We start from the raw sequence: 22544 nt of genomic DNA on the forward strand, positions 1-22544 counted from the left end.
GAGCGTGGCCCGGCGCTACCGAAGACGACGCGAGGTGATCGATCCGCGCGCACGGTGAAATGGCGAGCTGGTAGCGCCGAGCCATGCTCGGCGAGCGCCCCGCGCGGTGCGTGATGCCCGCGCGGTGATCGATCCTGCAGCGGCTGGAACTCCGGCTTACGGGCCGGGCGGCAGCCGCACTTCGAAACGCGCGCCACCCAGTTCCGACGAGCGCGTCACCAGCAGTTCGCCGCGGTAATCCTTGATCAGGTCCTGCACGATCGACAGGCCGATGCCGTGGCCTTGCACGCGCTCATCGCCGCGCACACCCCGCTGCAGCACCTTGGCGATGTCATCGTGCGCGATGCCCGGGCCATCGTCATCCACCGCCAGCAGCAGGCCGGGGCGGCGCATGTTCGGTGCGGGCAGCGGTTGCGCGGTCAGCAGCACGCGGCGGCTGGCCCACTTGAAGGCGTTTTCCAGCAGGTTGCCCAACAGTTCCTGCAGGTCACCCGGCTCGCCGTGGAAGCGCGAACCCGGATCGATGTCGAACTCGCACAACACGCCCTTGCTGGCATACACCTTCTCCAGCCCGCGCACGATCTCCTCGGCATTGGACTCGATCGGCAGCGGCGCAGAGAACAGTTTGTGGCCCGACGAGGCGGCACGTGCCAGCTGGTAGGACACCAGGTTGTTCATGCGCTGCAGCTGCACATCCAGCTCTTCGCGCAACGCATCGTTGCTGGATCCGCTGTCCATCTGCGTACGCAGCACCGCGATGGGCGTCTTCAGGCTATGCGCCAGATCGGCCAGCGTGTTGCGCTGCCGCTCCAGATTGTCGCGCTCGCTCTCGATGAAGGCGTTGATGCTGTCGGTCAGCGGTTCCAGTTCGCGCGGGTGGCGCTCGCTCATGCGCTCGCTCTCGCCGCGCTGCACGCGCGTCAGCTCGGTGATCACCCGGCGCATCGGCCGCAGGCTCCATTGCAGGATCACCGTCTGCAGCAGCAGCAGGATCAGGCCGATACCACCGAGGTAGAACCACACACGGCCACGGAATACGCGCAGCTGCGCACCCAGTGCGCTGCTGTCTTCCATCACGTAGATCGTGTACGGAAACTCGGTCGCCGGATCGGCTTCCACGTCCCACACCAGGCCTTGGCCGTAGCGATACACCGAGCCCTCGCTGCCGTCGATCTGGATGATCGGCAACGGGCCTTCAAAGACTTCCTGACGCGGCGCCAGCAGGCCACCGCCCACCGTAGGCAGCATGGGACCTTCGGCGGACATCGAGGTGACCTTGCCATCGGGCGTCACCACCTGCAGGTACAGGCCACTGCCGGGGACGTCGAAACGCGAATCCGGCGGCTGCTCGCGCAGGTACAACGAGCGGTCGCGGGTGAAATCGCTGCCCGCCGCGTAGGCCGTGGCGTAGTTCTTCAGGCGCTCGCGCAGGTTGGCACGCGCGGTATCGGCAAAGGCCGCATCCAGTGCGTAACCGGCCAGCGCCAGGAAGGCCACCAGGCCCACCGACGCAGCCAGCAGCTGGCGTGCCTGCAGGGATCGCGGCCGCCAGCGTCGGAATAACCACAGACGGCCGGACATCAGATGCTCGCCAGGTGCAGGCTCAGCCTTCGTTACGCGGAATCGCGAAACGGTAGCCGCGGCCGCGTACGGTTTCGATCGGCTTCAGTTCGCCGTCCGGATCCAGCTTCTTGCGCAGGCGGCCGATGAAGACCTCCAGCACGTTGGAGTCGCGGTCGAAGTCCTGCTGGTAGATGTGCTCGGTGAGATCGGCCTTGGAGACCAGTTCACCGGCGTGCATCATCAGGTACTCCAGCACCTTGTACTCGTAGCTGGTGAGATCGACGTTGCTGCCCGCCACGCTGACCGTCTGCGCCGCGAGGTCCAGCGCAACCGGGCCACATTCCAGCGTCGGCTTGCTCCAGCCGGCTGCGCGGCGCAGCAGCGCATTGACACGCGCCAGCAGTTCTTCAACGTGGAACGGCTTGACCAGGTAATCGTCGGCGCCCTGCTTGAGGCCCTCGACCTTGTCCTGCCAGCTGGACCGTGCGGTCAGGATCAGCACCGGAAACTTCTTGCCCTCGTCGCGCAGGGCCTTGATCAGTTCCATGCCCGACATCTTCGGCAGGCCCAGATCGATGATGCCTACGTCGAACGGCACTTCGCGGCCCATGTAGAGACCTTCCTCGCCATCCTGCGCCGCGTCGACGGCAAAGCCTTCGCGCTTGAGCCGGGCTGCAAGGGTCTCACGCAGCGGGGCTTCGTCTTCGACCAGAAGGATACGCATGAACTCTCCCTAGTGTGCTGGGGTCGGCCTGTTGGGCCGGTGGAAATCGGGTTTGATGCGACGATGATCCCTGTTCAGGGGTTATCGCCGCGTAGTGAAGACATATCCGATCGGGGCGGGCGGGGTTGTGAACGCTGCTGCACAGGATCGTCCATGTAACGCACGCGGCCACGCTCATCCATGTACTTCACGCGGTTGATGTTGCGCCCATCAAAGGGCACCTGCTCCACGCCAAGGATGTGTCCACCGGTAGACCGCTGCACCCGACGCACCGCATCGGACAACGACCGCCGCTCTTCGCTGGGGCCACCGCGCACCATGTCCGCGCGCTCGGTCATCTGCATGCGCTGCGGCACGCCCTGCTGCATCTGCGCGGGTGGAGGCGCTTGCGCATGGGACGGCAGCGGCGCCAATGCACCCAGCGCCACGCAGGTGGCAAGGGTGAGCTGGCAGGTGTGGAAACGGAAGAACATCGTTGCGATCCTAGCCGAGGTCGGCAATTCGTTCAAAAAATGTGAAGTCCGCGTCCGGATCAAGGACCCGGGGCTTTACATATCTTTTCCAAATTTCGGCTTTTACCAGTGAATCCGGTCTGAACTTTTCTGAAGATCGGATGTCTATGTTCAGGTAAGTGAACATACTAGCAGGTATGTTGCGCCGGATGTCGCCCTGCAGAAGTCGTCAGGCCGCGACGCGTCCGCCATCCCGCTCGGTGACCGCGAGCGCCTGTTCCACCAACGACCAGTCGGCTCCCTCACGGTGCGCGCCTTCGCTGAGGATCTGCCGGAATGCGCGCCCCCCGGGCTGGCCATGGAACAGGCCCAGGATGTGGCGGCTGATGTGCTTGAGCGCGGCGCCCTCCGCCAGCTTCGCTTCCACGTACGGACGCAGGGCGCGCAGCAGGGCCTGCCGCGTCTGCAGCGGTGCGCCCGTGTGCAGCGACTCCAGCTGATGCAGCAGGTAGGGGTCATGGTAGGCCGCACGGCCCAGCATCACCCCGTCCACCTTGCCCTGCTGCGCCTGCACGGCGTCGATGCTGGCCAGCCCGCCATTGAGCACCACGGGCAGCTGCGGGCGCTCCTGCTTGAGGCGGTACGCCCAGTCATAACGGAGCGGGGGTACCTCACGGTTTTCTTTGGGCGAAAGGCCCTTCAGCCACGCGTTGCGCGCGTGCACCACCACCATCGGGGCGCCCGCCTGCACTTGGCGGTCGACGAATTCCGCGAAGCGCTCGTACTCGCTGTCATCGTCCACACCCAGGCGGCATTTGACCGTCACCGGGATGTCCACGGCCGCCACCATCGCTGCCACGCAGTCGGCCACCAGGGCCGGTTCGCGCATCAGGCACGCACCGAAGCGCCCCGCCTGCACGCGATCGGACGGACACCCGCAGTTGAGGTTGACCTCGTCATAGCCCCAGTCCTGCGCGATCCGCGCGGCCTGCGCCAACAGGGCCGGCTCGCTGCCGCCCAGCTGCAGCGCCAGCGGCTGTTCCACCGGATCGAAGCCCAGCAGCCGTTCGCGGTCGCCATGGATCACCGCGTTGGCGTGCACCATTTCCGTATACAGCCGCGCGCCGGGCGCCAGCAGCCGATGGAACACGCGGCAATGGCGGTCCGTCCAATCCATCATCGGGGCGACGCACAGGCGGATATGCTCAGATTTCAATGTTTTCATGTACTTAAGGTCATAAAGATCGACTGGCGGCCACAGCAATTCGCTTGAGTGAAGGCCCTGGGCACCAGGGTGGCCAAACAGGTGACCGCCCCCCGTGTGATCGCGCGTTCCCGACAGCAGGTGCGGGGCGCCACATGAACGCCAAGGGGCACATTATCCCTCGCGCGCGCCTGCAATCATGAACGTCGCCGCGGGATTCCTTTCCGACGGCTCAAACCGGCCAGGCCGATGAAAGGTGTTGAAGTCGACAACCGATTCGTGGCCGAGGCCTGGCGCTTGGTAATTTGCCTTTCGTCATTCTCACGGCGCAGCGTGGAGGCGGGATCACCCGGCTACTGTGGTCTGACCTCGACGCGGCGAACCCTACGACGATGCTCAGGGACGCCAAGCACCCACGCAGCAAGACCGGCCTTGCCCGGCAACGTGGCGCAATGCACGTGTCCGGCGACTGCGGGGCGGGATACAAGGCCGGAGCTGTCAGCCTCAACGCGGGAGCCGCCAGCTTCGTCGCATCGGAGTCTCCTATACGACTACCAGCAAGCCTGCTGCCGTCTGCGGCACGCTGCCCTACAGCCTTTCTTCAACCAGCCGTCCACCATGCCTCTCGCGGCAGGTCGCCGCGCTCACCCTGAAGAGAGACATCATGAACAATCACCGATTGAAGTCTGTTCTGTCTGGCTTGCTCGTTGCCCTCGTCATGGCCCCAAGCGCCAAAGCTGCCCTCACTCCCCTCAGCGTGACATTCAAAGGCAAATTTGGTGAAGCTCAACGTCGGGAGGCAGATCGCCTGCTGAAGTTCGGGTGCGACAAGTTGGCTGGCCAGCTGGTGGGTGAGCCAAAGGTCAACGTCATCGATGCCAACACCGTAATCGTCCACCAGAACTGCGAACACTGACAGCGCCCAAGCGCGCGCGGGCTGCCGTACGGCGGCAGCCCGGATCGAAGAATGAAGGGTCGCAGCAGTCAGTGCACGCTGTCCGGTGCGCCCTTGCGTCCCACCCGCTCCACCAGCGTCCGGCTGGCCGCGTTGAGGCCAACGATGTCCACCACGGCGCCATGCGCGCGCAGCTTTTCGGCAGCGCGCTCCAGTGCACCCACGGCCGTGAGGTCCCACAGGTGCGCGTGCTGCAGGTCAATCTCCACCCGCGGCGCCACGTGCTGGTAATCGAAGGCCGCACCGAACTGCCCGGCCGATGCGAAGAACACTTGTCCACGCACCACATACCGTTGCGCGCCTTCGTGGTCATCACGCTGCACGTCCAACATGCCGCCGACCTTGCGCGCGAAGAACAGCGCTGACAGCAGCACGCCGCTGAGTACGCCCTTGGCCAGATCATGCGTCGCCACAGTGACCACCACCGTCAGCAGCATCACCATTGAAGAGCTGCGCGGATGGGTGCGCAGGTCACGCAGCGAGCGCCAGCTGAAGGTGCCGATGCTGACCATGATCATCACCGCCACCAGGGCAGCCATCGGGATCTGCCGCACCAGCTCGCTGCCGTATACCACCAGCATCAGCAGCACGCTGCCGGCGACCAGGCAGCTCAAGCGCCCGCGCCCGCCGCTGGTCACGTTGATCACCGACTGCCCGATCATCGCGCAGCCGGCCATGCCGCCGAAGAAGCCGGTCACCGTGTTCGCCAGGCCTTGCCCGGCACACTCGCGGTTGCGCTCGCTCGGCGTCTCGGTGATGTCCTCGACGATCTGCAGGGTCATCATGGATTCGAGCAGGCCCACCACCGCCAGCGTGGCCGACACCGGCAGCAGGATGCGCAGCGTCTCCCAGTTCAGCGGCACGTCCGGCAGGAAGAAGGACGGCAGGCTGTCGGGCAGCTGGCCCATGTCACCGACCGTGCGTACGTCGATGCCGAAACCGATCACCACGGCGGTGAGCACGCCGATCGCCACCAGCGGCGATGGCACCACGCGGGTGATGCGTGGCAGCAGGTAGATGATCGCCAGCGCAGCCGCGCAGAGCAGGTAGACCGTCGGCCCACGGCCGACGAGTTCCGGCAGTTGCGCCATGAAGATCAGGATCGCCAGCGCGTTGACGAAGCCGGTGATGACCGAGCGCGAGACGAAGCGCATCAGCGAGCCCAGCTTCAGCGCGCCAGCCAGCATCTGCAGTACGCCGGTGAGGATGGTGGCGGCAAACAGGTACTGCAGGCCGTGGTCCTTGACCAGATCGACCATCACCAGCGCCATCGCACCGGTGGCGGCGGAGATCATGCCCGGGCGGCCGCCGGCGATGGCGGTGATGACCGCGATGGAGAACGAGGCGTACAGGCCAACCTTGGGATCGACCCCGGCAATGAGGGAGAAAGCGATGGCCTCGGGGATCAGCGCGAGCGCGACGACGATGCCGGACAGCACGTCGCCACGGACGTTGCCGAGCCACTGCTGGCGCAGCGGGTAATGGGTCTGCATGGGATTTCCTTGGCGCACGTGGTCACGGCCACGCAGCGCTGCAATGGGTACGCGGGTTCCTGATGCCGGACAGGTCCGGCTGCCATGCGGCAGGGGTCAGGGTGGCGTGGTCACTGCGTACGGGCTTCGCGGAGGGCGGGAAGCGCGCAAGTCTACGGCAGCCAAGGCCTGGCGGGTAGCGTCGAGCGTGCTGCCGCCGTGGTAGCGCCGAGCCGTGCTGCTGCCGTGGTAGCGCCGAGCCGTGCTCGGCGGAAGAACGAAGCTGCCGCGCTGCGCGCTCGCCGAGCATGGCTCGGCGCTACGGGCTGGTCATGGTCCCGGCCTACAATCACGGCATGGCCATCATTCCCCCACGTTTCTTCGATACCCGCACCGAGCAGGGGGTGCTGCGCCTTTCGATCGCCGGCACCCTGGTCATGGCCTCCATGGCGGTAGGCTTCGGGCTGTACGCCAATTCCTCGCTGATCATCTTCGATGGCATCTACGGAATGATCGACGTGGTGATGACGTGGCTGTCGCTGCTGGTCGCCCGGCTGATTGCCCAGTCCACTAATACCGATACCCTGCAGTCGCGCCTGAACCAGCGTTTTTCGATGGGATTCTGGCATCTGGAACCCATCGTGCTGGGCGTCAGTGGCACGCTGATGATTGGTGCGGCGCTGTACGCGTTCGTCAATGCGGTGGATGCGCTGACCTCGGGCGGGCGTCTGATCGCGCTCGGCCCGGCCATCACCTTCGGGGTGATCTCGCTGCTGGCCGAAGGGGCGCTGGCTGCGTTCGTGCTGCGTGCCAACCGGCAGATCGGCTCGGACTTCATCGCCTTGGATGCGAAGAACTGGATCATCGCGGCGAGCATGTCCGCGTGCTATCTGCTCGCCTTCATCGGCGGTGCACTGGTGCGTGGCACGTCGCTGGACTGGATCGGGCCGTACATCGATCCGGGCATCCTGGCAGTGGTCTGCCTGTTCGTCATGGTGGCGCCGCTGGGCACCGTGCGCCAAGCCTTGGCCGGCATCCTGCTGGTGGCGCCCCAGGAGCTGCGGGCGCACGTGGATGCGGTGGCCCGCGATGTGGTCACTCGACATGGATTCATCGATTACCGCAGCTATGTGGCGCAGGTCGGTCGCGGTGAGCAGATCGAACTGTTCTTCGTGGTCCGTGCAGACGATCCGCCGCGTGCGTTGGCCGAATGGGATCGCCTGCGCGATGAGATCGGTGACCTGCTGGGTGAGGAGTCACCGGATCGCTGGTTGACCATCATGTTCACCACCGACCTGGAATGGGCGGTATGACCGGGTAGGGCCGCGCCGTGCTCGGTGGAATGCTTCACCGCGCGGGGCGCTCGCCGAGCATGGCTCGGCGCTACCACGGCAATCGCCATACCCAGCGTCACCGCGCGGCCTGTTTCCATTCCCTCGGGGACTGCCCGGTCTGCGCCTTGAACGCGCGCGACAGCGCGGCCTCGCTGCCATACCCGACGTCACCGGCGATGCGCTTCAGCGGCTGGCCACGGCGCAGGGCCTGCTGCACCAGTCGCGTCCGCCACGCCTGCAGGTACTGCCCGGGCGTACTGCCTACGACATCGCGGAACCCTTCGGCGAAGGCGCTGCGTGACATCCCGGCACGCTCGGCCAACGTCTGCAGCGACCACTCTTCGGCCGGTCGTTCGTGCATGGCCACCAGTGCATGGCGCAGCCGCGGGTGGCCCATTCCAGCCAGCAGCCCGACCTGGATCTGGCCGTTTTCCATCAGCGTGCGCAGCACCTGGATGATCACCAGTTCGAACAGGCGGTCGAGCATCGCCTGCCGGCCACAGCGCTCGGTGAAGGCTTCTTCGAAGAGCACACCCAGCACCGCGTTGCTACCCAGCAGGTCGGCCAGTGGCAAGCAGATCGGGCTCGGCAACGCGTCGGCCACCGGGCTGCCTTCGCCGGCTTCGAAACGCAGCCCCGCGGTCACCAGCGGCACCTGCAGCCCGTCATCAATGCTGAAATGATGTTCGCGCGGCCGGGCGTACAACAGCACGCTGGGCTGATCGATGCGCAGGCGGGTGCCATCACTGTCCGTCACCTCCACGCCGCCCTGGCTGAGCAGGTGCAGCAGGGGTTGGCTGGCGGCCTGCGCCGGCACCCAGTGGCCGCTGATCTCGCCACCCTGCAGCAGCCGCGCACTGACCGGGAAGCGATCGAGCAGGGATTCAAGTCGATCGAGCATGGCTGGACGATCTATCAAGTTTTCCGGACTCCATGTTGCCACACGTCCAGCCAAGGCGCGCAAAGTACACCTCACCGGCCAACCGGCCACCCCAACAAGGAACTCCGCCATGTCGATCGAAAAGGTTCTCTACACCGCCCAGGCCACCGCAACCGGCGGCCGCGAAGGCCGCGCTGTGTCCTCCGACAACGTGCTGGACATCCAGCTGTCGACCCCGCGCGAGCTGGGCGGCGCAGGCGGCCCGGGCACCAATCCGGAGCAGCTGTTCGCTGCCGGCTATTCGGCCTGCTTCCTCGGCGCGCTGAAGTTCGTCGCCGGCCAGGCCAAGGTCGCGCTGCCGGCTGACACCACCGTTACCGGCAAGGTCGGCATCGGCCAGATCCCGACCGGTTTCGGCATCGAGGCCGAGCTGACCATCACCGCGCCGGGTGTGCCGCGCGAACAGCTGGAAGAGCTGGTGCAGAAAGCCCACATCGTCTGCCCGTACTCCAATGCGACCCAGGGCAACATCGACGTCAAGCTGATCGTGGCCTGACTTTCATCCCCTGCACGCGGCCGGATCGCCCGGCCGTGTGCACGGGTGTCCGGGTCGGGTCTAACGCGCCTGTCAGCAACCGCTTCGTATACTCCACGCCCCATGATCGTGGAGTAGCGCATGCAGCTGTTGCAGAAGCCGTTCTGTCGTTCGATCACGCTGCTCAGCGCCTTGCTGGCCAGCAGCGCCGCGCTCGCCTTGTCGCCTGTTCCGGCCACCCCGGCGAAGGGCATCAGCCCCACTTTCACGACCTGCCAGCAGCGCGCCCAGGGCGCCATCGCGCAGGCTGCGTGCATTTCCGCAGAAACCACCCGCCAGGACCAGCGCCTCAACCGCGTCTACAGAGCGCTGCAGGCAAAGCTGGACGCAAGCGGAAAGGCGGCCCTCACCGCAGCCCAGCGTGCGTGGCTGCAATCGCGTGACCGCGATGCCGAGCTGGAGACATACGTGCAGGACAGCACCCAGGCCGGCAACCTGCAGGGCAGCGATGCGCAAATGCGCCGCCTGAGCGCGCGCGCCGACCAGCTGCAGCAGTATCTGGACCTGCTGGAGTAAGCGGCTGACCGAGGGTGGGCCAGCGTCGTACCACCTGTCCATCGCGGGGATCACGCGCGGCATGCGCGAGCCCGACTGGGGAACCGTCAGCAGCGTTGCGCAGAGCAGCGGATACAGCCTGGGCGCGATCCAGGTGGACTTCGGCCAGCTCGGCACGTGGCCGGTGGGTTCCATCGAAAGTCGCCGACGGCAGGCGGGCGAAAAGACCTACGTGGATGCGGTGATCACCAGGCACAGGCCTACGCCACGGCAAAGGGTCTGCCCTTCACCGCAGATCGTGACGACCTGCGCGGGGATCTGCTCAGCCATGGCAACGGGATCGGGGGGCGCTCGTCGATCCGCTTCATGGATGAAGGGACACGCGACAGCAGCAAAACACCAAGCGCCTGATCGCTTTCGCTCGGCGAAAGCGATCCGACCCAGCTCGCGGTTACTTCTCGTTGCTCACCAGCTGCACCACGCTGGAGAAGTCCAGCTTGCCGCGGCCTGCCTGGTGATTCATCGAATACAGGTTGCGCGCCAGCTCGCCGAGCGGGATGGAGGCGCCCACGCTCATCGCCGCTTCCACCGCCAGGCCCATGTCCTTGAGCATCAGGTCGCTGCCGAAGCCACCGCTGTAGCCGCGCGAGGCCGGCGCGTTTTCCAGCACCCCCGGCCACGGATTGCACACTTCGGTCGCCCAGCTGCGGCCGGTACTGACCGCCATCATCTGCGACAGCACCTTCGGGTCCAGCCCGTGTGCCACGCCCAGCGCGATCGATTCACCGGTCACCGCCATGATCACGCCCAGCGCCATGTTGTTGCACAGCTTGGCGACCTGGCCGGCGCCGCTGGCCCCCACATGGAAGATGTTCTTGCCCATCGCCTGCAGGTAGGGGCGTGCACGTTCCAGTGCGTCCTCTTCGCCACCGACGATGAAGGTCAGCGTGCCGGCCGTGGCACCGGCGGTACCGCCGGACACCGGGGCGTCCAGCATCTGCAGGCCACGCGCCGCGGCGGCTTCGGCGACCTTGCGCGCGGTGGCCGGTGCGATGGTGCTGCAGTCGATCACCAGCGCACCGCCCGGGATGTCGGCCAGCAGACCGTCATCGCCCAGATAGACGCCTTCGACGTGACGGCTGGCCGGCAGCATCGAGATCACCACCTCGGCATCGGTCAACGTATCCAGTGCGGAGGTGGCAGCCGTTGCGCCGGCATCCACGGCCGCCTGCACGGCGGCGGGTACGAGGTCGAACACGCGCACGGCGTGGCCCGCCTTGGCCAGGTTGGCGGCCATCGGACCGCCCATGTTGCCCAGCCCGATGAATGCAATGCGACTCATGCGACGGTCCTTCCAGCAGCGGTGGCGCCAAGGTCGGCCAGCGGGTGCTGGTCGGCCGGCCACGGGGAAATGAAGAAGTCTTCGGCCCACGCCGCGCTGGCGTCGGCCAGCGAAGCCGGGTTCCAGTGCGGGGTGCGGTCCTTGTCGACCAACAACGCGCGGATGCCCTCGGCGAAATCACCGTGCGCGGCACAATGCAGGGCCGTCACGTACTCCAGCCGGTACACCGTCGCCAGGTCCGCGCCGGCGGTGCGGCGCTGCAGTTCAAACGCCAGCCGCGCCGAACCGGGTGCACCGGCGGCAAGCGTCTTCTGTGCGTTCTGCAGCCACGCGTCGTCGGTCTGCAGGGCGCGGATGCGTTCGGTGATCGCCGGCAGTTCATCGCCGGCGCACAGCGTTTCCAACAGGTCCGCATGGGCCTGCAGCGGGCCTGCGGGTGCGTCGCTGGCAAAGGCTTGCAGGAGCGTGTCCAACCGGCCGTGGTTGCCCTCGCTGTCGTGACCCCAGTCCGCCTGCAGCAACGCGTCGAAGACTTCGGCGCGCTGCGATTCGGCGATGTGCAGATCTGCCAGATCGGCATGGATCGCATCACCCGGGCCAAGCAGCGCGCCGGTCAGCGCCAGGAACAGTCCGCCCTTGCCCGGCACGCGCCGCAGCAGCCAGCTGCCGCCGACGTCCGGGAACAGGCCGACGGTGATCTCCGGGAACGCCAGTTTCGAGCGCTCGCTGACCACGCGATGGCTGGCGCCGGACATCAGGCCGATGCCGCCGCCCATGACGATGCCGTGGCCCCAGCACAGGATCGGCTTGGGGTAGGTATGGATCAGGAAATCTACACGGTATTCGACATCGAAGAACTCGGCGGCATGCGTGTTCTGGCGGATGTCCACCTGCCCTGCCGCGCGGTAGGCCTGCATGCTCTGGTACAGGCTGTGCAGGTCGCCGCCTGCGCAGAATGCTTTCTCGCCAGCGCCCTGCAGCACGACCATGGCCACGCCGTCATCGTCTGCCCACGCACGCAGCTTTTCCAACAGCAGGTGGGCCATCGGCAGCGAGAAGCCATTCAACGTGCGCGGTGCGTTGAGCGTGGCGATACCGATGCGCGTGCCGTTGACCGCGGTGCGTTCTTCAAACAGCACCGGCGCTTCGTCAACCACGATGTCGGTTTCCCGGCTCATGCGTTCTTCCACTGCGCGCTGCGCTTTTCCAGGAAGGCGCTGACGCCCTCTACCTGGTCGGCGGTATCGAACAGGTCCACGAACGCTTCGCGCTCTGCGACCAGCGCCGATGCATGGGTACCGGTACGGGTGGACTGCACCAGCGTCTTGCAGGCGGCGACGCTGGTCGGGCTCTGCTTGCCGGCCTTCTTCGCCCACTCCAGCGCCAGCGCTTTACCTTCGCCCTTGCCGGCTTTCTGCTCGGCCAGACCGATCCGCACGGCGGTATCGGCGTCGATGCGCTCACCGAGAAGGATCATCCGCTTGGCCCAGCCTTCGCCGACCAGGCGCGGCAGGTTCTGCGTGCCGCCAGCGCACGGCAGCAGGCCGACGGTGGCCTCCGGCAGCGCCACCTGGGCGTGTTCTTCGATGATGCGCAGGTCGCACGCCAACGCACATTCCAGGCCACCGCCCATGGCATAGCCGTTGATGGCCGCGATGGACACGCCGCGGAACGCGGAGAGCGCCTCGAATGCCTCACCGAAGCGGCGCGCGGCTTCCCGCGCAGCGGCTTTGTCGCCGGACGCAAACTGGTTGAGGTCGGCGCCGGCGGAGAAGAACTTCTCGCCCTCGCCACTGATCACCAGCGCATAGACATCACGGTCCGCGTTCAACGCACCCACCAGGTCGCGCAGGGCCGACAGGCTGTGCACGGTCCAGGTATGCGCGGGCGGATTGTGCAGGGTGATGACCGCAACGTGGCCATCGGCCTCGACCTTCAGGCCGGCATGTTCATGGGTGCGCCAATCGTTCATCGCAGTTCCTCTTCGGTATTGAGCAGGTGACGGGCAACGATCACCCGCATGATCTCGTTGGTGCCTTCCAGGATCTGGTGCACACGGCAGTCACGCAGCAGGCGCTCGATCGGGTACTCGCGGATATAACCGTAACCGCCGTGGATCTGCAGCGCTTCGTTGCACACGGTAAAGCCCGCATCGGTAGCGAAGCGCTTGGCCATCGCACACCACACGTTGGCATCGCTGGCACCCGCATCGAGCTTGCGGGCCGCGGTGTGCACCATCTGCCGTGCGGCGACCAGCTCGATGGCCATGTCGGCCAACTTGAACTGCAGCGCCTGGAACTCGGCCAGCGCCTTGCCGAACTGGCGCCGCTCGCCCATGTAGCGTCGTGCCGCATCGAGCGCACCCTGCGCGGCACCGAGCGAACAGGCGGCGATGTTGATGCGCCCGCCGTCCAGGCCTTTCATGGCCAGCTTGAAGCCGCCGCCCTCTTCGCCCAGCAGGTGGCTGACCGGCACGCGCACGTTGTCGAAGGTGATGCCACGGGTCGGCTGGCTGTTCCAGCCCATCTTCTCTTCCTTGCGGCCGTAGCTGATGCCCGGCAGGTCGGCCGGCACCGCGATGGCGCTGACGCCTTTCGCGCCGGGGCCGCCGGTTCGTGCCATCACCACCAGCAGCTCGGTCGCGCCAGCGCCGGAAATGAAGGCCTTCGAGCCATTGAGCACATAGTCGTCGCCATCGCGCACGGCCGTGGTCTTCAACGATGCCGCATCCGAGCCCGCTCCCGGTTCGGTCAGGCAGTAGGAGGCCAGCTTGGTGCCGGCCGACAGATCCGCGCCCCACGCGGCGCGCAGGCTTTCCTGGCCCCAGGTGGAGACCATCCACGAGGCCATGTTGTGGATGCTGACATAGGCCGCGGTGGAGGGATCCACGTTGGCGAGTTCCTCGATGACGACGGCGGCGTCCAGACGGCTCAAGCCGCTGCCACCGACCTCGGGATCCATGTACAAGCCACAGAAACCGAGTTCCCCTGCCTTGGCGATTGCCTCGCGCGGGAAGATGCCCTCCGCATCCCACCGCGCTGCGTGTGGCGCCAATTCTGCCTGGGCGAAGTCACGCGCTGCCTCTCGATAGGCTTGCTGCGCTTCGTCGAGTTCCGTCGTCATCGAGTTACTCATGTCTGCAACTCCGTGGTTACTTCAGGCTGATGGTGGTGTTGACGCCGTGGCTCAGCGTCTCGTCATCGAACCAACGTGCCGTGATGGTCTTGGTCTGCGTGTAGAACATCACCACCTGCTTGCCATATGGACCGAGGTCACCCAGCTTTGACGCGCGCGATCCGGTGAAGGAGAACAGCGGCACCGGCACCGGGATCGGCACGTTGATGCCGACCTGGCCGACGTCGATGTCTTCCTGGAAGCGACGCGCGGCGGCGCCGGACTGGGTGAACACCGCCGTGCCGTTGCCATTGGGGTTGCTGTTGACCAGTGCGATGGCGTCTTCCAGCGTTTCCGCTTCCAGGATCACCAGCACCGGCCCGAAGATTTCTTCCTGGTAGATGCGCATGTCGGTGGTGACGCCGGAGAAGATGGTCGGCCCGACGAAGTTGCCCTTCTCGAAGCCATCGACCTGCGGATTGCGGCCGTCCAGGTCCAGCGTTGCGCCCTGCTCCACGCCCGAAGCGATCAAGCCTTCCACGCGTTCGCGGGCACTGCAGGAAATGACCGGGCCGACATCGGTGCCCGTCACCGAGCCAGCGCTGACCTTGAGCGTCTTCGCCTTCGCCACCAGGTCCGGCACCCAGGCGCGTGCATCACCCACCAGCACCAGCGTGGAGGCGGCCATGCAGCGCTGACCGGCTGCACCAAAGGCGGCGCCAACCATCGCGTTGAGGGTCTGCTCCTTGTTGGCATCAGGCAGCACGACCGCATGGTTCTTCGCGCCCATCATGCACTGCACGCGCTTGCCGGCCAGCGAGGCGCGGTTGTACACGTGGGTGCCGACGCGGGTGGAGCCCACGAACGAGATCGCCTTGATGTCCGGGTGGTCACAGATCGCGTTGACCACTTCTTCGCCGCCGTGGACGACGTTCAGCACACCCTTCGGGATGCCGGCTTCGAGCGCCAGTTCGACCAGGCGCATGGTGACCATCGGATCCTGTTCGGACGGCTTGAGCACGAAGGTGTTGCCGGTGGCGATGGCCATCGGGAACATCCATAGCGGAATCATCGCCGGGAAGTTGAACGGCGTGATGCCCGCGCACACACCCAACGGCTGCATCAAGGTGTAGGTGTCCACGCCATTGGCCACGTTGTTGGCCAGCTCGCCCAGCTGCAGGTTGCCGATTGCTGCGGCGTGCTCGACCACTTCCAGGCCGCGGAATACATCGCCTTCGGCGTCCGGCACGGTCTTGCCCTGCTCGGCACTGAGGGTGTGCGCCAGCTCGCTCATGTTCTCGCGGATCAGCTGCTGGTACTTCAGGAAGATGCGCGCACGGGTGCCGATGGGCGTCTTGCGCCAGGTCTTGAAGGCTTCCTTGGCGGCAGCGACGGCATCGTCGACTTCGCTGGTGGTGGCGAACGGCACCTGGGCCAGCACGTCCTGCGTGGCCGGATTGACGACGTCCTGCCACTGCGCGGTGGACGACTCGATGAACTGGCCATCGATCAACAGACGGATACGGGGCGCTGCAACAGTCATGGCGGTTCCATCGGAGTACTGAAGATGCTTGGCATTATTCACAGGCCACTGCTCGATTTCTGAGCTGTCTGCGCTTAATCTGGCCAACCGGGCTGCTGATTGTTGTTAATTCTGTGAATGACCTTGTGCCTCAGCGTCATCTCGGTCTGCGCCTGGCCAAGCTGCGGGAGCAGCGTGGCTACACCCAGGCGCAACTGGCGCAGGGGCTGGGCGTTTCCGCCAGCTATCTCAACCAGATCGAGCGCAACAAGCGGCCGCTGACCCCGGCCGTGCAGCAGCGTCTGCGCGCCGTGCTGGGCGAATTGGGCGACCTGTTCGATGCCGGGGGACCGGCGGCGCTGCAGGATGCGCTGGGGCAGACGCTGCGTGACCTCGGCCTGGCCGATGTCAGTGCCACCGAACTGCGGGTCATGGCCGGCAACCTGCCGCAGGTCAGCCAGGCCTTGCTGGACCTGCACCGCCGCCATTTGGCGCTGCGCGAGCATGCAGCAGCGCTGGAGTTCCAGCTGGGCGAGCCCGGCGCCGGACTGAGCCTGCCCGCGGGCGACCAGGTGCGCGACTTCTTCAACCGCATGCACAACCACATCCCGGAGCTGGATGAGCTGGCCGAGCAGTTGTTCGCCGAGTGGGGGCTGACCGTCGGCCACATGGCGCCGCGGCTACGCCAGTTGCTGGCCGACCGTCACGGCGTGATGGTGGAAGTGGCACCGCTGCAGGCTGGCCGCGAGAAGCGCCTGCTGGATGCCCAGGCGCGCACGCTGTGGCTGCCGGATTACCTGGAACCGGGCCAGCAGGCCTTCCAGATGGCTGCCGAGCTGGCCCTGCGCGGGCACGGCGAGACCGTGGATGCGGTGATCGAACGTGCCGGCTTCCGCGATGATGCGCGTATCGCCCAGGCCCGCATCGGCTTGTCCAACTACTTTGCCGGCGCGCTGGTGATGCCCTACGGCCCGTTCCTGCGCGCAGCCGAGCACAGCGGCTACGACATCGAACTGCTGGCGCACCAGTTCGGCGTAGGGTTCGAAGCGGTCTGCCACCGGCTGAGCACGCTGGCGCGGCGCAGTGCACCGGGCCTGCCGTTCTTCTTCATCCGCGTGGACCGTGCCGGCAACGTGTCCAAACGCCACTCGGCCACCGACTTCCACTTTTCGCAGGTAGGCGGTTCGTGCCCGCTGTGGATTGTCTACGAAGCGTTCAACCAGCCCGGACGCATCCTCACCCAGACCGCCCGCATGCCGGATGGGCGGCGCCATTTCTGGCTGGCCCGGCAGGTGAGCAGCGGCCCGGTCGGCCATGGCCAGCCACGCAAGACCTTTGCCGTGGCGCTGGGCTGCGATCTGCAGCATGCAGAGCGGCTGGTCTACACCCGGGGGCTGGATATCCAGAGTCCGGGAAACTCGGTATCCATCGGACCCGGCTGCCGGGTATGCCCGCGCGAGGACTGCATGCAGCGCGCGTTCGCGCAGCTGCCGGGGCGCTGAGGCAGGGGGCGGCGGCGGGCGGCGGGTGGCGGGTGGCGCGGATGGGCGGATGGGCGGATGGGCGGATGGGCGGATGGTGGGGATGGCGGGGATGGCGGGGATGGCGGGGTAGAGCCGACTTCAGTCGGCTGCATTTCGCATGATGCAAAGACAGCCGACTGAAGTCGGCTCTACCCGTCGGCTGCATTACGCGTGATGCAAAGACAGCCGACTGAAGTCGGCTCTACCCGTCGGCTGCATTTCGCATGATGCAGAGGCAGCCGACTGAAGTCGGCTATACCCGTCGGCTCTACCCTGACGGTCTGCTCAATAGATCGGCGTGACCTTCATCTGCGGCAGGGGGCGTGGTGCGCCCTCGGTGAGGTCCGGGCCGCAGTCTTCCCACGTGGTGCCCTGCTCCACCATGCGCGCGTACAGCGCCTGCGACGCGCGCTGCCTTTCCTGCGAGCCCAGTGGATACGACGGTGGCAGGGGCTGCCCGGTCGCCACGCTGGCATACACCGCCCGGTAGGCGACCACCTGCTGGCTGGCATCATCGGTGCGCGAAACTTCCAGCGTGTAACGCTGGTAGGCCGAGGCGAGGTTGCGCCAACGCACCCAGTAGTGGTTTTCAAAGGAGAACGCACAGAAGCGCTCCCCGGCAAGCGTGCCTTTCTCCGCGATTCGGCTCAGCACGTCCTGTGGCATGTCCAGGTTCATGCCGCCCTCGTCCCCCTCCAGCGCCACGTTGACGATACGGTCGCGGTAGCCGGGTGCCCGCGCCTGCAGCAGGTCGCGCCAGTTCTGCATGGTGGATATCACCGCGAACAGGAACCGCAGCACTTCGTTGGCGGCGAGCGGCGCACTGATGTCGCGGTAGCTGCGTTGCCAGCCCTCACGATTGCCGGCGGGCAATACCACGGCACGTCCCAGCGCGCCCTGCGGATCCTCAGGGTCCACGGTTGACACGGCACCGCCCGGATACACCAGGTTGATGGCGAAGGTGGGCCAGCGCGGCAGCGCCGCGTCGAACAGATGGATCGGGAAGTTGCTGCCGATGCCGCCATCGGAGAACCAACAGCGCCGGAAACGCGGCGCCTCCGCTGCAGCAGGTGCCGTCGACGCCGCCTGCCCGCCTTGGGTCAGCCCTTCCATGCTGTCTGCCACGTTCTTGCCCCCCCGACCGGGCTCGACGCGTTGCAGCGGGGGCCGCGTGGCCGACCATGCCGGCTCATGCAGGGGCACCGCGCTGATCAGCAGCGGGAAGCTCAGGCTCATCCGCGTGGCAACCAGCACCGGCAGTTGATCTCCTGCGGGCAGCCGATGGTAGTCCCGCCCGTCGAAGGTCTCGGGCGTCCCGGCGTGTCGCACCAGCCAGTCCACCACGCTGGACGGAAACAGGAGATCGAACTCCTCGCGCAGGAACCAGAACGTGGCATCGCTGAATGGCAGCGTGCGCGGCTCGTTGTGCGAGACGCAGGTACTGATCATCTGCAGGGTCACGGCATGCGCATCCTGCGGCTCGCCCGCATAACGCGGCGCCGAATGCAGGTCGGCGAAGGTCAGCGGCTGGTCCAGCGGGCGCCCGGACAACGCCTGCAGGCTGGCATGCAGCCAGTCTGTGAGTGCGGGTCGCTGCGGGTCCTCGCTGCGGCCGTTGCACAGCCCCAGCAGGTTGCCGCGCGCCACACGCGCTACACGCAGCAAGGCCCCCGCTACGCCGGCGCCGTAGGCACACAGCAGCGAGGGCAGCAGCGTGGCCAGCACGCCAGGGCCGCCGCCGGCCCACGCGCCGATGCCGAGCAGCAGGGTCAGCGATACAAGCACCTCCACTGGCGCGATGGTGAACACCGCGGCCAACAGACAGACGATCTTTCGCAGCCAGCCGGCGTGGCTGGCCAGTACCACCAGCAGCCGGTAGGCCGCACGCCCGCCACGCGCCGGCTGGAAGAGGCGGTAGATGAATCCGCGCGTGGACAGCTGCGCGGATACGGCGGACAACCCCTCGAAACCTGCCTGCGCGTTCATCGCCTCACCGGCGTGGCGGCGTCGGTCACCGAGCGCGGCAGCCGCCGCTACGGCCGCGGCAATGGCGCCTGCCGAGGTGCCACCGATGCTCTTGAACCGATACGCTTTGGCCAGCGACAGCACCGCGTTCGGGTAGACGATCCCGCTGGTGATGCCCCCCTTCATGACCAGATCGCAGTACTTGGCTGCCATGGGCCGACCCTCTGCTGGATACGGCTCCGATTATGGCAAGTGTGCCTCTCACGGCATGAGATGGGTGGCGCAGTTTGTGGGGTGCGGTGGGGTGTAGGCGGGTTGGGTGTGGTGTGCCGTGGGCGGGTTGGGTTGGGTGTGGTGGGCGGGTTGGGTTGGGTGTGGTGGGCGGGTTGGGATGGGGTGGTAGAGCCGACTGAAGTCGGCTCTACCTGGGGCTCTACCGCCGTTCAGCGGTTTGATTGCGGGACGCGGCGGATCTTGCTGGTGTCGTAGCCCATCGCGGCGATGCGCTCGATCGCTTGCTGGTAGTCGCTGTCGCTGACCTGCGGGGTGCGCGCCATGTACCACACGTAGTCACGCTTGCTGCGCGCCACGATGGTCTGCTGGTAATCCGCGTCCAGCCACGAGATCACATACTCCGCCTGGATCGGCCAGATGAACTGCATGCCCCACACGGCGCCGTTGCCTTCTTTCTCCACCCGACCGACCGGGTGCATTGTCTTCACCGGGGCCTGGAAACTGCCCTTGCGGTAGGTGAAGGTGGTCTGGATGCGGCCATCCGGACGCAGTGCGTACGTTTCCACCGAATCAAAGGCCTTGCGCTCGATGAAGGTGGGAATCTGCGCGATGACGTACCAATCGCCCATGAAACGTGGCACATCGACCTGCGGTGCACGCGGCAGCGGCCGCTCGGGGCTGGACGAACAGGCACTGGCGGAAAGTGCCATCGCAACGACGGGAAGCAGGCTGTACAGACGCATGGCGTTCTCCTTCAGCGGGGACGGAACAGATAATGGGCGACCTGCCACTGCTGGCCGTTTTCATAGCCGAACAGCTCGGCACACGCCATCCAGAACATCCGCCAGCGCTGGAACCACAGCGCCGCGGCGGCATCGCCGTAGGTCTGCCGCAGCACGGGCATCAGCGCATCGCGCTGGCTGTCCTGGTTGGCAAGCCAATGGTTGGCGGTGCGCTCGTAGTGCGTGCCGTCCAGCAGCCAACGCTGCTGCAGCAGCAGGTCGTGCTGGAAGTGCAGCAGGGTATCGGCGGCCGGCATCAGACCACCGGTGAAGAAATGCCGCCCCATCCAGTTGTCATCCCCCTGGGTCTCGAAGGGATACATCAGCGTGCGATGCACGAAGATATGCACGAACAGCGCGCCGTCGCTGCGCAGCCAACCGGCGATGCGGCCCAGCAGGCGGTCGTAGTTGCGCATGTGCTCGAACATCTCGATGGAGATCGCGCGATCAAACGCATGCTCGGGTAGCTCCAGGTGGTTCACATCGCGCGTCAGCACCGTGACATTGCCCAACCGGCGCGCCTTGCACTGCGCTTCGATATGCGTCCGCTGGCCGTTGGAGTTGGACACGGCGGTGATGCGCGCGTTCGGATAACGCTCGGCCATCCACAACGTCAATGACCCCCAGCCGCAGCCCAGCTCCAGGATGTCCTGACCGTCTGCCAGACCCGCACGCTCGGCATACAGTTCCAGCATGGCCTCCTCGGCCTGGTCGAGCGTTTCATGGCCGGTGCGGTAATAGCAGCTGCTGTATTTCAGGCGCTTGCCCAGGCAGGCCTCGAAGAACGCGGCGGGTACCTCGTAGTGCTGGCGGTTGGCGGCGTCCACATGCAGTGCCAGCGGGCTGCCGGCCAGCTCGGCGATACGCTCGGAGAAGCGCGCGGACTGCGCATCGGTACCGCCTTCCTGCTCTTCGCGCAGGCGCTGTGCGCACTGCTGGCGGATGCCCAGGCGCAGCAGCGCATCAGGCAGCAGGCCACGTTCTGCCAGGCCGGTCAGCCCCGGCGCGTAGTCGGCCGCAGGCAGACTCTGGATATCGGTGCTCATGGGCGGAACTCCTTGGATGCAGCAGATTTGCGGGGAAACCACGGGAAGATCATCGAGGTGGTGCGCTGGTACTCGCGGTAGTCATCACCGCGGCTGCGCAGCGCCTGTTTTTCAGTGAAGGGCACACCGCTCAACCAGCGCAGGAACACGTACATGACCAGCGGACCGGACCACGACAGCCACCAGAGCGGCGAACCCACCGCGAGCAGGACGTAGGTGAACCAGTGCAACCACTCGAAGAAGTAGTTGGGGTGCCGTGAGTAGCGCCACAGCCCATCGCGGCAGGTACGGCCCTTGTTCTCCGGCTTGGCGCGGAAGCGGGCCAGCTGGCGGTCGGCCAGGCCTTCACCGCCGACGCTCGCCAACCACACCACCGCCGCCGCGATCACCCAACCCACGCCGTCAGTGCGCGGGTTGAGCGCCACGGCGATGAAGGGCAGCGCGAACAGCACCACCAGCAGCGCCTGCGCCTGGAAGAAGCCGAAAATTTTGCCCTGGTGCCCGTTCCAGTGCTCGCGCAGGTAGCGGTAGCGGCCGTCTTCATCCTCGCTGCGCACGCGCTGCCACAGGTGGAGCGCCAAGCGGGCTCCCCACAGCCCGCCCAGCGCACCCAGCGCCATCCGCGGCAGCAGCGCGCCTTCCCCCAGCAGCGCCAGCAGCAGCGCGGCGGCCGCCACACTCTTTGCCCACAGCACATCCACCACACCGATGTTCTCGTTGCGACGTTGCCACCACCAGCCCCAGCTCATCACCACGGCCGCATACAGCCATACCCACCACAACAGCTTCATCGACCCTCTCCTGATTGCAGCCGGGCGCTGCGTTGATACGGCGGCTGCCATCGCCGCGCACAGGCGGCCAAGGCAGGCAGTGCCAGCGACCAGCCCATGCCGAGCACGGCGATGCCCCGCCATGCCGGCGTGGGAAAGGCCACTGAAGAAAATCCCCGCGCAGCAGACAGATACGCCAGCGGGGCCAGCAGCAGGCCGACCAAGGCGGCCAGCCTCCACTGTCGCTGCAGGGCAGCGAAAGAGACCGTCAAGGTCATCGCGAACGATGCCCACAACGCGAGAATCCATACAGGGGCGAGCCACGCGGCCGGGGTTCCGGCGGCGTACGCCACCAACCCGCTGGCACCGGCCACACCGTCGACCAGCAGCCCGCAGACGATCGCCACCGCCATCAGCTTCAGCTCGATGCTCGGATGTGCCGACAGCAGCAACTGGCTGACGATGTAGGCCGTGGCGGCCAGCACGGCCGGCCAGTACTGGCCGCGGCCGGCCCCGGCCACCGCGCAGAACCAGACCAGCTGGTTGCCGATCACGTTGCCCCAGAAATGCAT

The 22544-nt window shown here is 66.4% G+C and carries 21 protein-coding genes; 5 read left to right on the forward strand and 16 right to left on the reverse strand.

The genetic code is table 11. The features are described 5' to 3' along the window. Positions 1-156: 156 nt before the first annotated feature. The 4 genes from IFT65_RS15180 to dusA all read right to left on the reverse strand — a co-directional run bounded on the left by IFT65_RS15180 (position 157) and on the right by dusA (position 3964). Entirely contained in the window at positions 157-1581 is a 1425-nt protein-coding gene (locus tag IFT65_RS15180; RefSeq protein ID WP_188325770.1) for a sensor histidine kinase, read from the reverse strand. A 22-nt stretch (positions 1582-1603) separates the two neighbouring features. Continuing rightward, positions 1604-2287, reverse strand: coding sequence for a response regulator transcription factor (locus tag IFT65_RS15185; protein WP_004136763.1), 684 nt, complete (start codon positions 2285-2287; stop codon positions 1604-1606). 74 nt (positions 2288-2361) lie between these two features. Further along, entirely contained in the window at positions 2362-2631 is a 270-nt protein-coding gene (locus IFT65_RS15190) for a hypothetical protein (protein WP_249405182.1), read from the reverse strand. 337 nt (positions 2632-2968) lie between these two features. After that, complete coding sequence (gene dusA, locus IFT65_RS15195) at positions 2969-3964, reverse strand: tRNA dihydrouridine(20/20a) synthase DusA (RefSeq protein ID WP_192082121.1); 996 nt, start codon at positions 3962-3964, stop codon at positions 2969-2971. 643 nt (positions 3965-4607) lie between these two features. On the opposite strand from dusA, the gene IFT65_RS15200 reads away from it, so the two are divergent. Further along, positions 4608-4859 carry a hypothetical protein gene (locus IFT65_RS15200; protein WP_192082122.1) on the forward strand — a complete coding sequence of 84 codons (252 nt, stop codon included), beginning with the start codon at positions 4608-4610 and terminating at the stop codon, positions 4857-4859. Positions 4860-4927: 68 nt separating this feature from the next. On the opposite strand, the gene IFT65_RS15205 is transcribed toward IFT65_RS15200, so the two are convergent. Continuing rightward, positions 4928-6391: a SulP family inorganic anion transporter gene (locus IFT65_RS15205; protein WP_188325765.1), complete on the reverse strand. Its 1464-nt coding sequence runs from the start codon at positions 6389-6391 to the stop codon at positions 4928-4930. A gap of 335 nt (positions 6392-6726) precedes the next feature. Between IFT65_RS15205 and IFT65_RS15210 the strand changes: the two genes are divergently transcribed. After that, the gene (locus tag IFT65_RS15210; protein WP_223202956.1) at positions 6727-7683 is read left to right on the forward strand and encodes a cation transporter; all 957 of its coding nucleotides are present in this window, start codon (positions 6727-6729) and stop codon (positions 7681-7683) included. Between the two features lie 97 nt (positions 7684-7780). On the opposite strand, the gene IFT65_RS15215 is transcribed toward IFT65_RS15210, so the two are convergent. Next, complete coding sequence (locus IFT65_RS15215) at positions 7781-8605, reverse strand: AraC family transcriptional regulator (protein ID WP_192082123.1); 825 nt, start codon at positions 8603-8605, stop codon at positions 7781-7783. 109 nt (positions 8606-8714) lie between these two features. Here IFT65_RS15215 and IFT65_RS15220 point away from each other — a divergent pair, with 109 nt between their 5' ends. Further along, positions 8715-9140, forward strand: coding sequence for an organic hydroperoxide resistance protein (locus IFT65_RS15220; protein ID WP_192082124.1), 426 nt, complete (start codon positions 8715-8717; stop codon positions 9138-9140). A 120-nt stretch (positions 9141-9260) separates the two neighbouring features. Further along, entirely contained in the window at positions 9261-9695 is a 435-nt protein-coding gene (locus IFT65_RS15225) for a lysozyme inhibitor LprI family protein (protein ID WP_192082125.1), read from the forward strand. A 430-nt stretch (positions 9696-10125) separates the two neighbouring features. Here IFT65_RS15225 and mmsB read toward each other — a convergent pair whose 3' ends face one another. From mmsB to IFT65_RS15250, 5 genes are read right to left on the reverse strand one after another with little or no spacing between them, the layout of a single operon-like run. Next, a complete protein-coding gene (mmsB, locus tag IFT65_RS15230; RefSeq protein ID WP_192082126.1) occupies positions 10126-11016 on the reverse strand; it encodes a 3-hydroxyisobutyrate dehydrogenase in 891 nt (296 codons plus the stop codon). Continuing rightward, positions 11013-12194 (reverse strand): enoyl-CoA hydratase/isomerase family protein, encoded by a 1182-nt coding sequence (locus tag IFT65_RS15235; protein ID WP_192082127.1) that lies wholly within the window; start codon positions 12192-12194, stop codon positions 11013-11015. Before IFT65_RS15235 ends, mmsB begins: the two co-directional genes overlap by 4 nt. Then, entirely contained in the window at positions 12191-12988 is a 798-nt protein-coding gene (locus tag IFT65_RS15240; RefSeq protein WP_192082128.1) for an enoyl-CoA hydratase, read from the reverse strand. Before IFT65_RS15240 ends, IFT65_RS15235 begins: the two co-directional genes overlap by 4 nt. Beyond that, the gene (locus tag IFT65_RS15245; protein ID WP_192082129.1) at positions 12985-14151 is read right to left on the reverse strand and encodes an acyl-CoA dehydrogenase family protein; all 1167 of its coding nucleotides are present in this window, start codon (positions 14149-14151) and stop codon (positions 12985-12987) included. The genes IFT65_RS15240 and IFT65_RS15245 overlap by 4 nt, the downstream gene beginning before the upstream one ends. Positions 14152-14167: 16 nt before the next feature. Continuing rightward, positions 14168-15673, reverse strand: a complete 1506-nt coding sequence (locus tag IFT65_RS15250; RefSeq protein WP_188325756.1) for a CoA-acylating methylmalonate-semialdehyde dehydrogenase — start codon at positions 15671-15673, stop codon at positions 14168-14170. 113 nt (positions 15674-15786) lie between these two features. Here IFT65_RS15250 and IFT65_RS15255 point away from each other — a divergent pair, with 113 nt between their 5' ends. Then, positions 15787-17154 (forward strand): short-chain fatty acyl-CoA regulator family protein, encoded by a 1368-nt coding sequence (locus IFT65_RS15255; RefSeq protein ID WP_192082130.1) that lies wholly within the window; start codon positions 15787-15789, stop codon positions 17152-17154. A 306-nt stretch (positions 17155-17460) separates the two neighbouring features. Here the strand turns inward: IFT65_RS15255 and IFT65_RS15260 are convergent, their stop codons facing one another. The 5 genes from IFT65_RS15260 to IFT65_RS15280 form a co-directional block, all read right to left on the reverse strand. Next, positions 17461-19353: a patatin-like phospholipase family protein gene (locus tag IFT65_RS15260; protein WP_192082131.1), complete on the reverse strand. Its 1893-nt coding sequence runs from the start codon at positions 19351-19353 to the stop codon at positions 17461-17463. 230 nt (positions 19354-19583) lie between these two features. Beyond that, positions 19584-20117 carry a lipocalin family protein gene (locus tag IFT65_RS15265; protein WP_188325753.1) on the reverse strand — a complete coding sequence of 178 codons (534 nt, stop codon included), beginning with the start codon at positions 20115-20117 and terminating at the stop codon, positions 19584-19586. Positions 20118-20128: 11 nt separating this feature from the next. Continuing rightward, on the reverse strand, positions 20129-21202 hold the full coding sequence (locus IFT65_RS15270) for a class I SAM-dependent methyltransferase (protein WP_192082132.1): 1074 nt from the start codon (positions 21200-21202) through the stop codon (positions 20129-20131). After that, complete coding sequence (locus tag IFT65_RS15275; protein ID WP_192082133.1) at positions 21199-21993, reverse strand: DUF1295 domain-containing protein; 795 nt, start codon at positions 21991-21993, stop codon at positions 21199-21201. Before IFT65_RS15275 ends, IFT65_RS15270 begins: the two co-directional genes overlap by 4 nt. After that, positions 21990-22544, reverse strand: coding sequence for a DUF2878 domain-containing protein (locus IFT65_RS15280; RefSeq protein ID WP_192082134.1), 555 nt, complete (start codon positions 22542-22544; stop codon positions 21990-21992). The genes IFT65_RS15275 and IFT65_RS15280 overlap by 4 nt, the downstream gene beginning before the upstream one ends.

Source organism: Stenotrophomonas sp. CFBP 13725, from assembly GCF_014841935.1.
Classification (GTDB): Bacteria; Pseudomonadota; Gammaproteobacteria; order Xanthomonadales; family Xanthomonadaceae; genus Stenotrophomonas.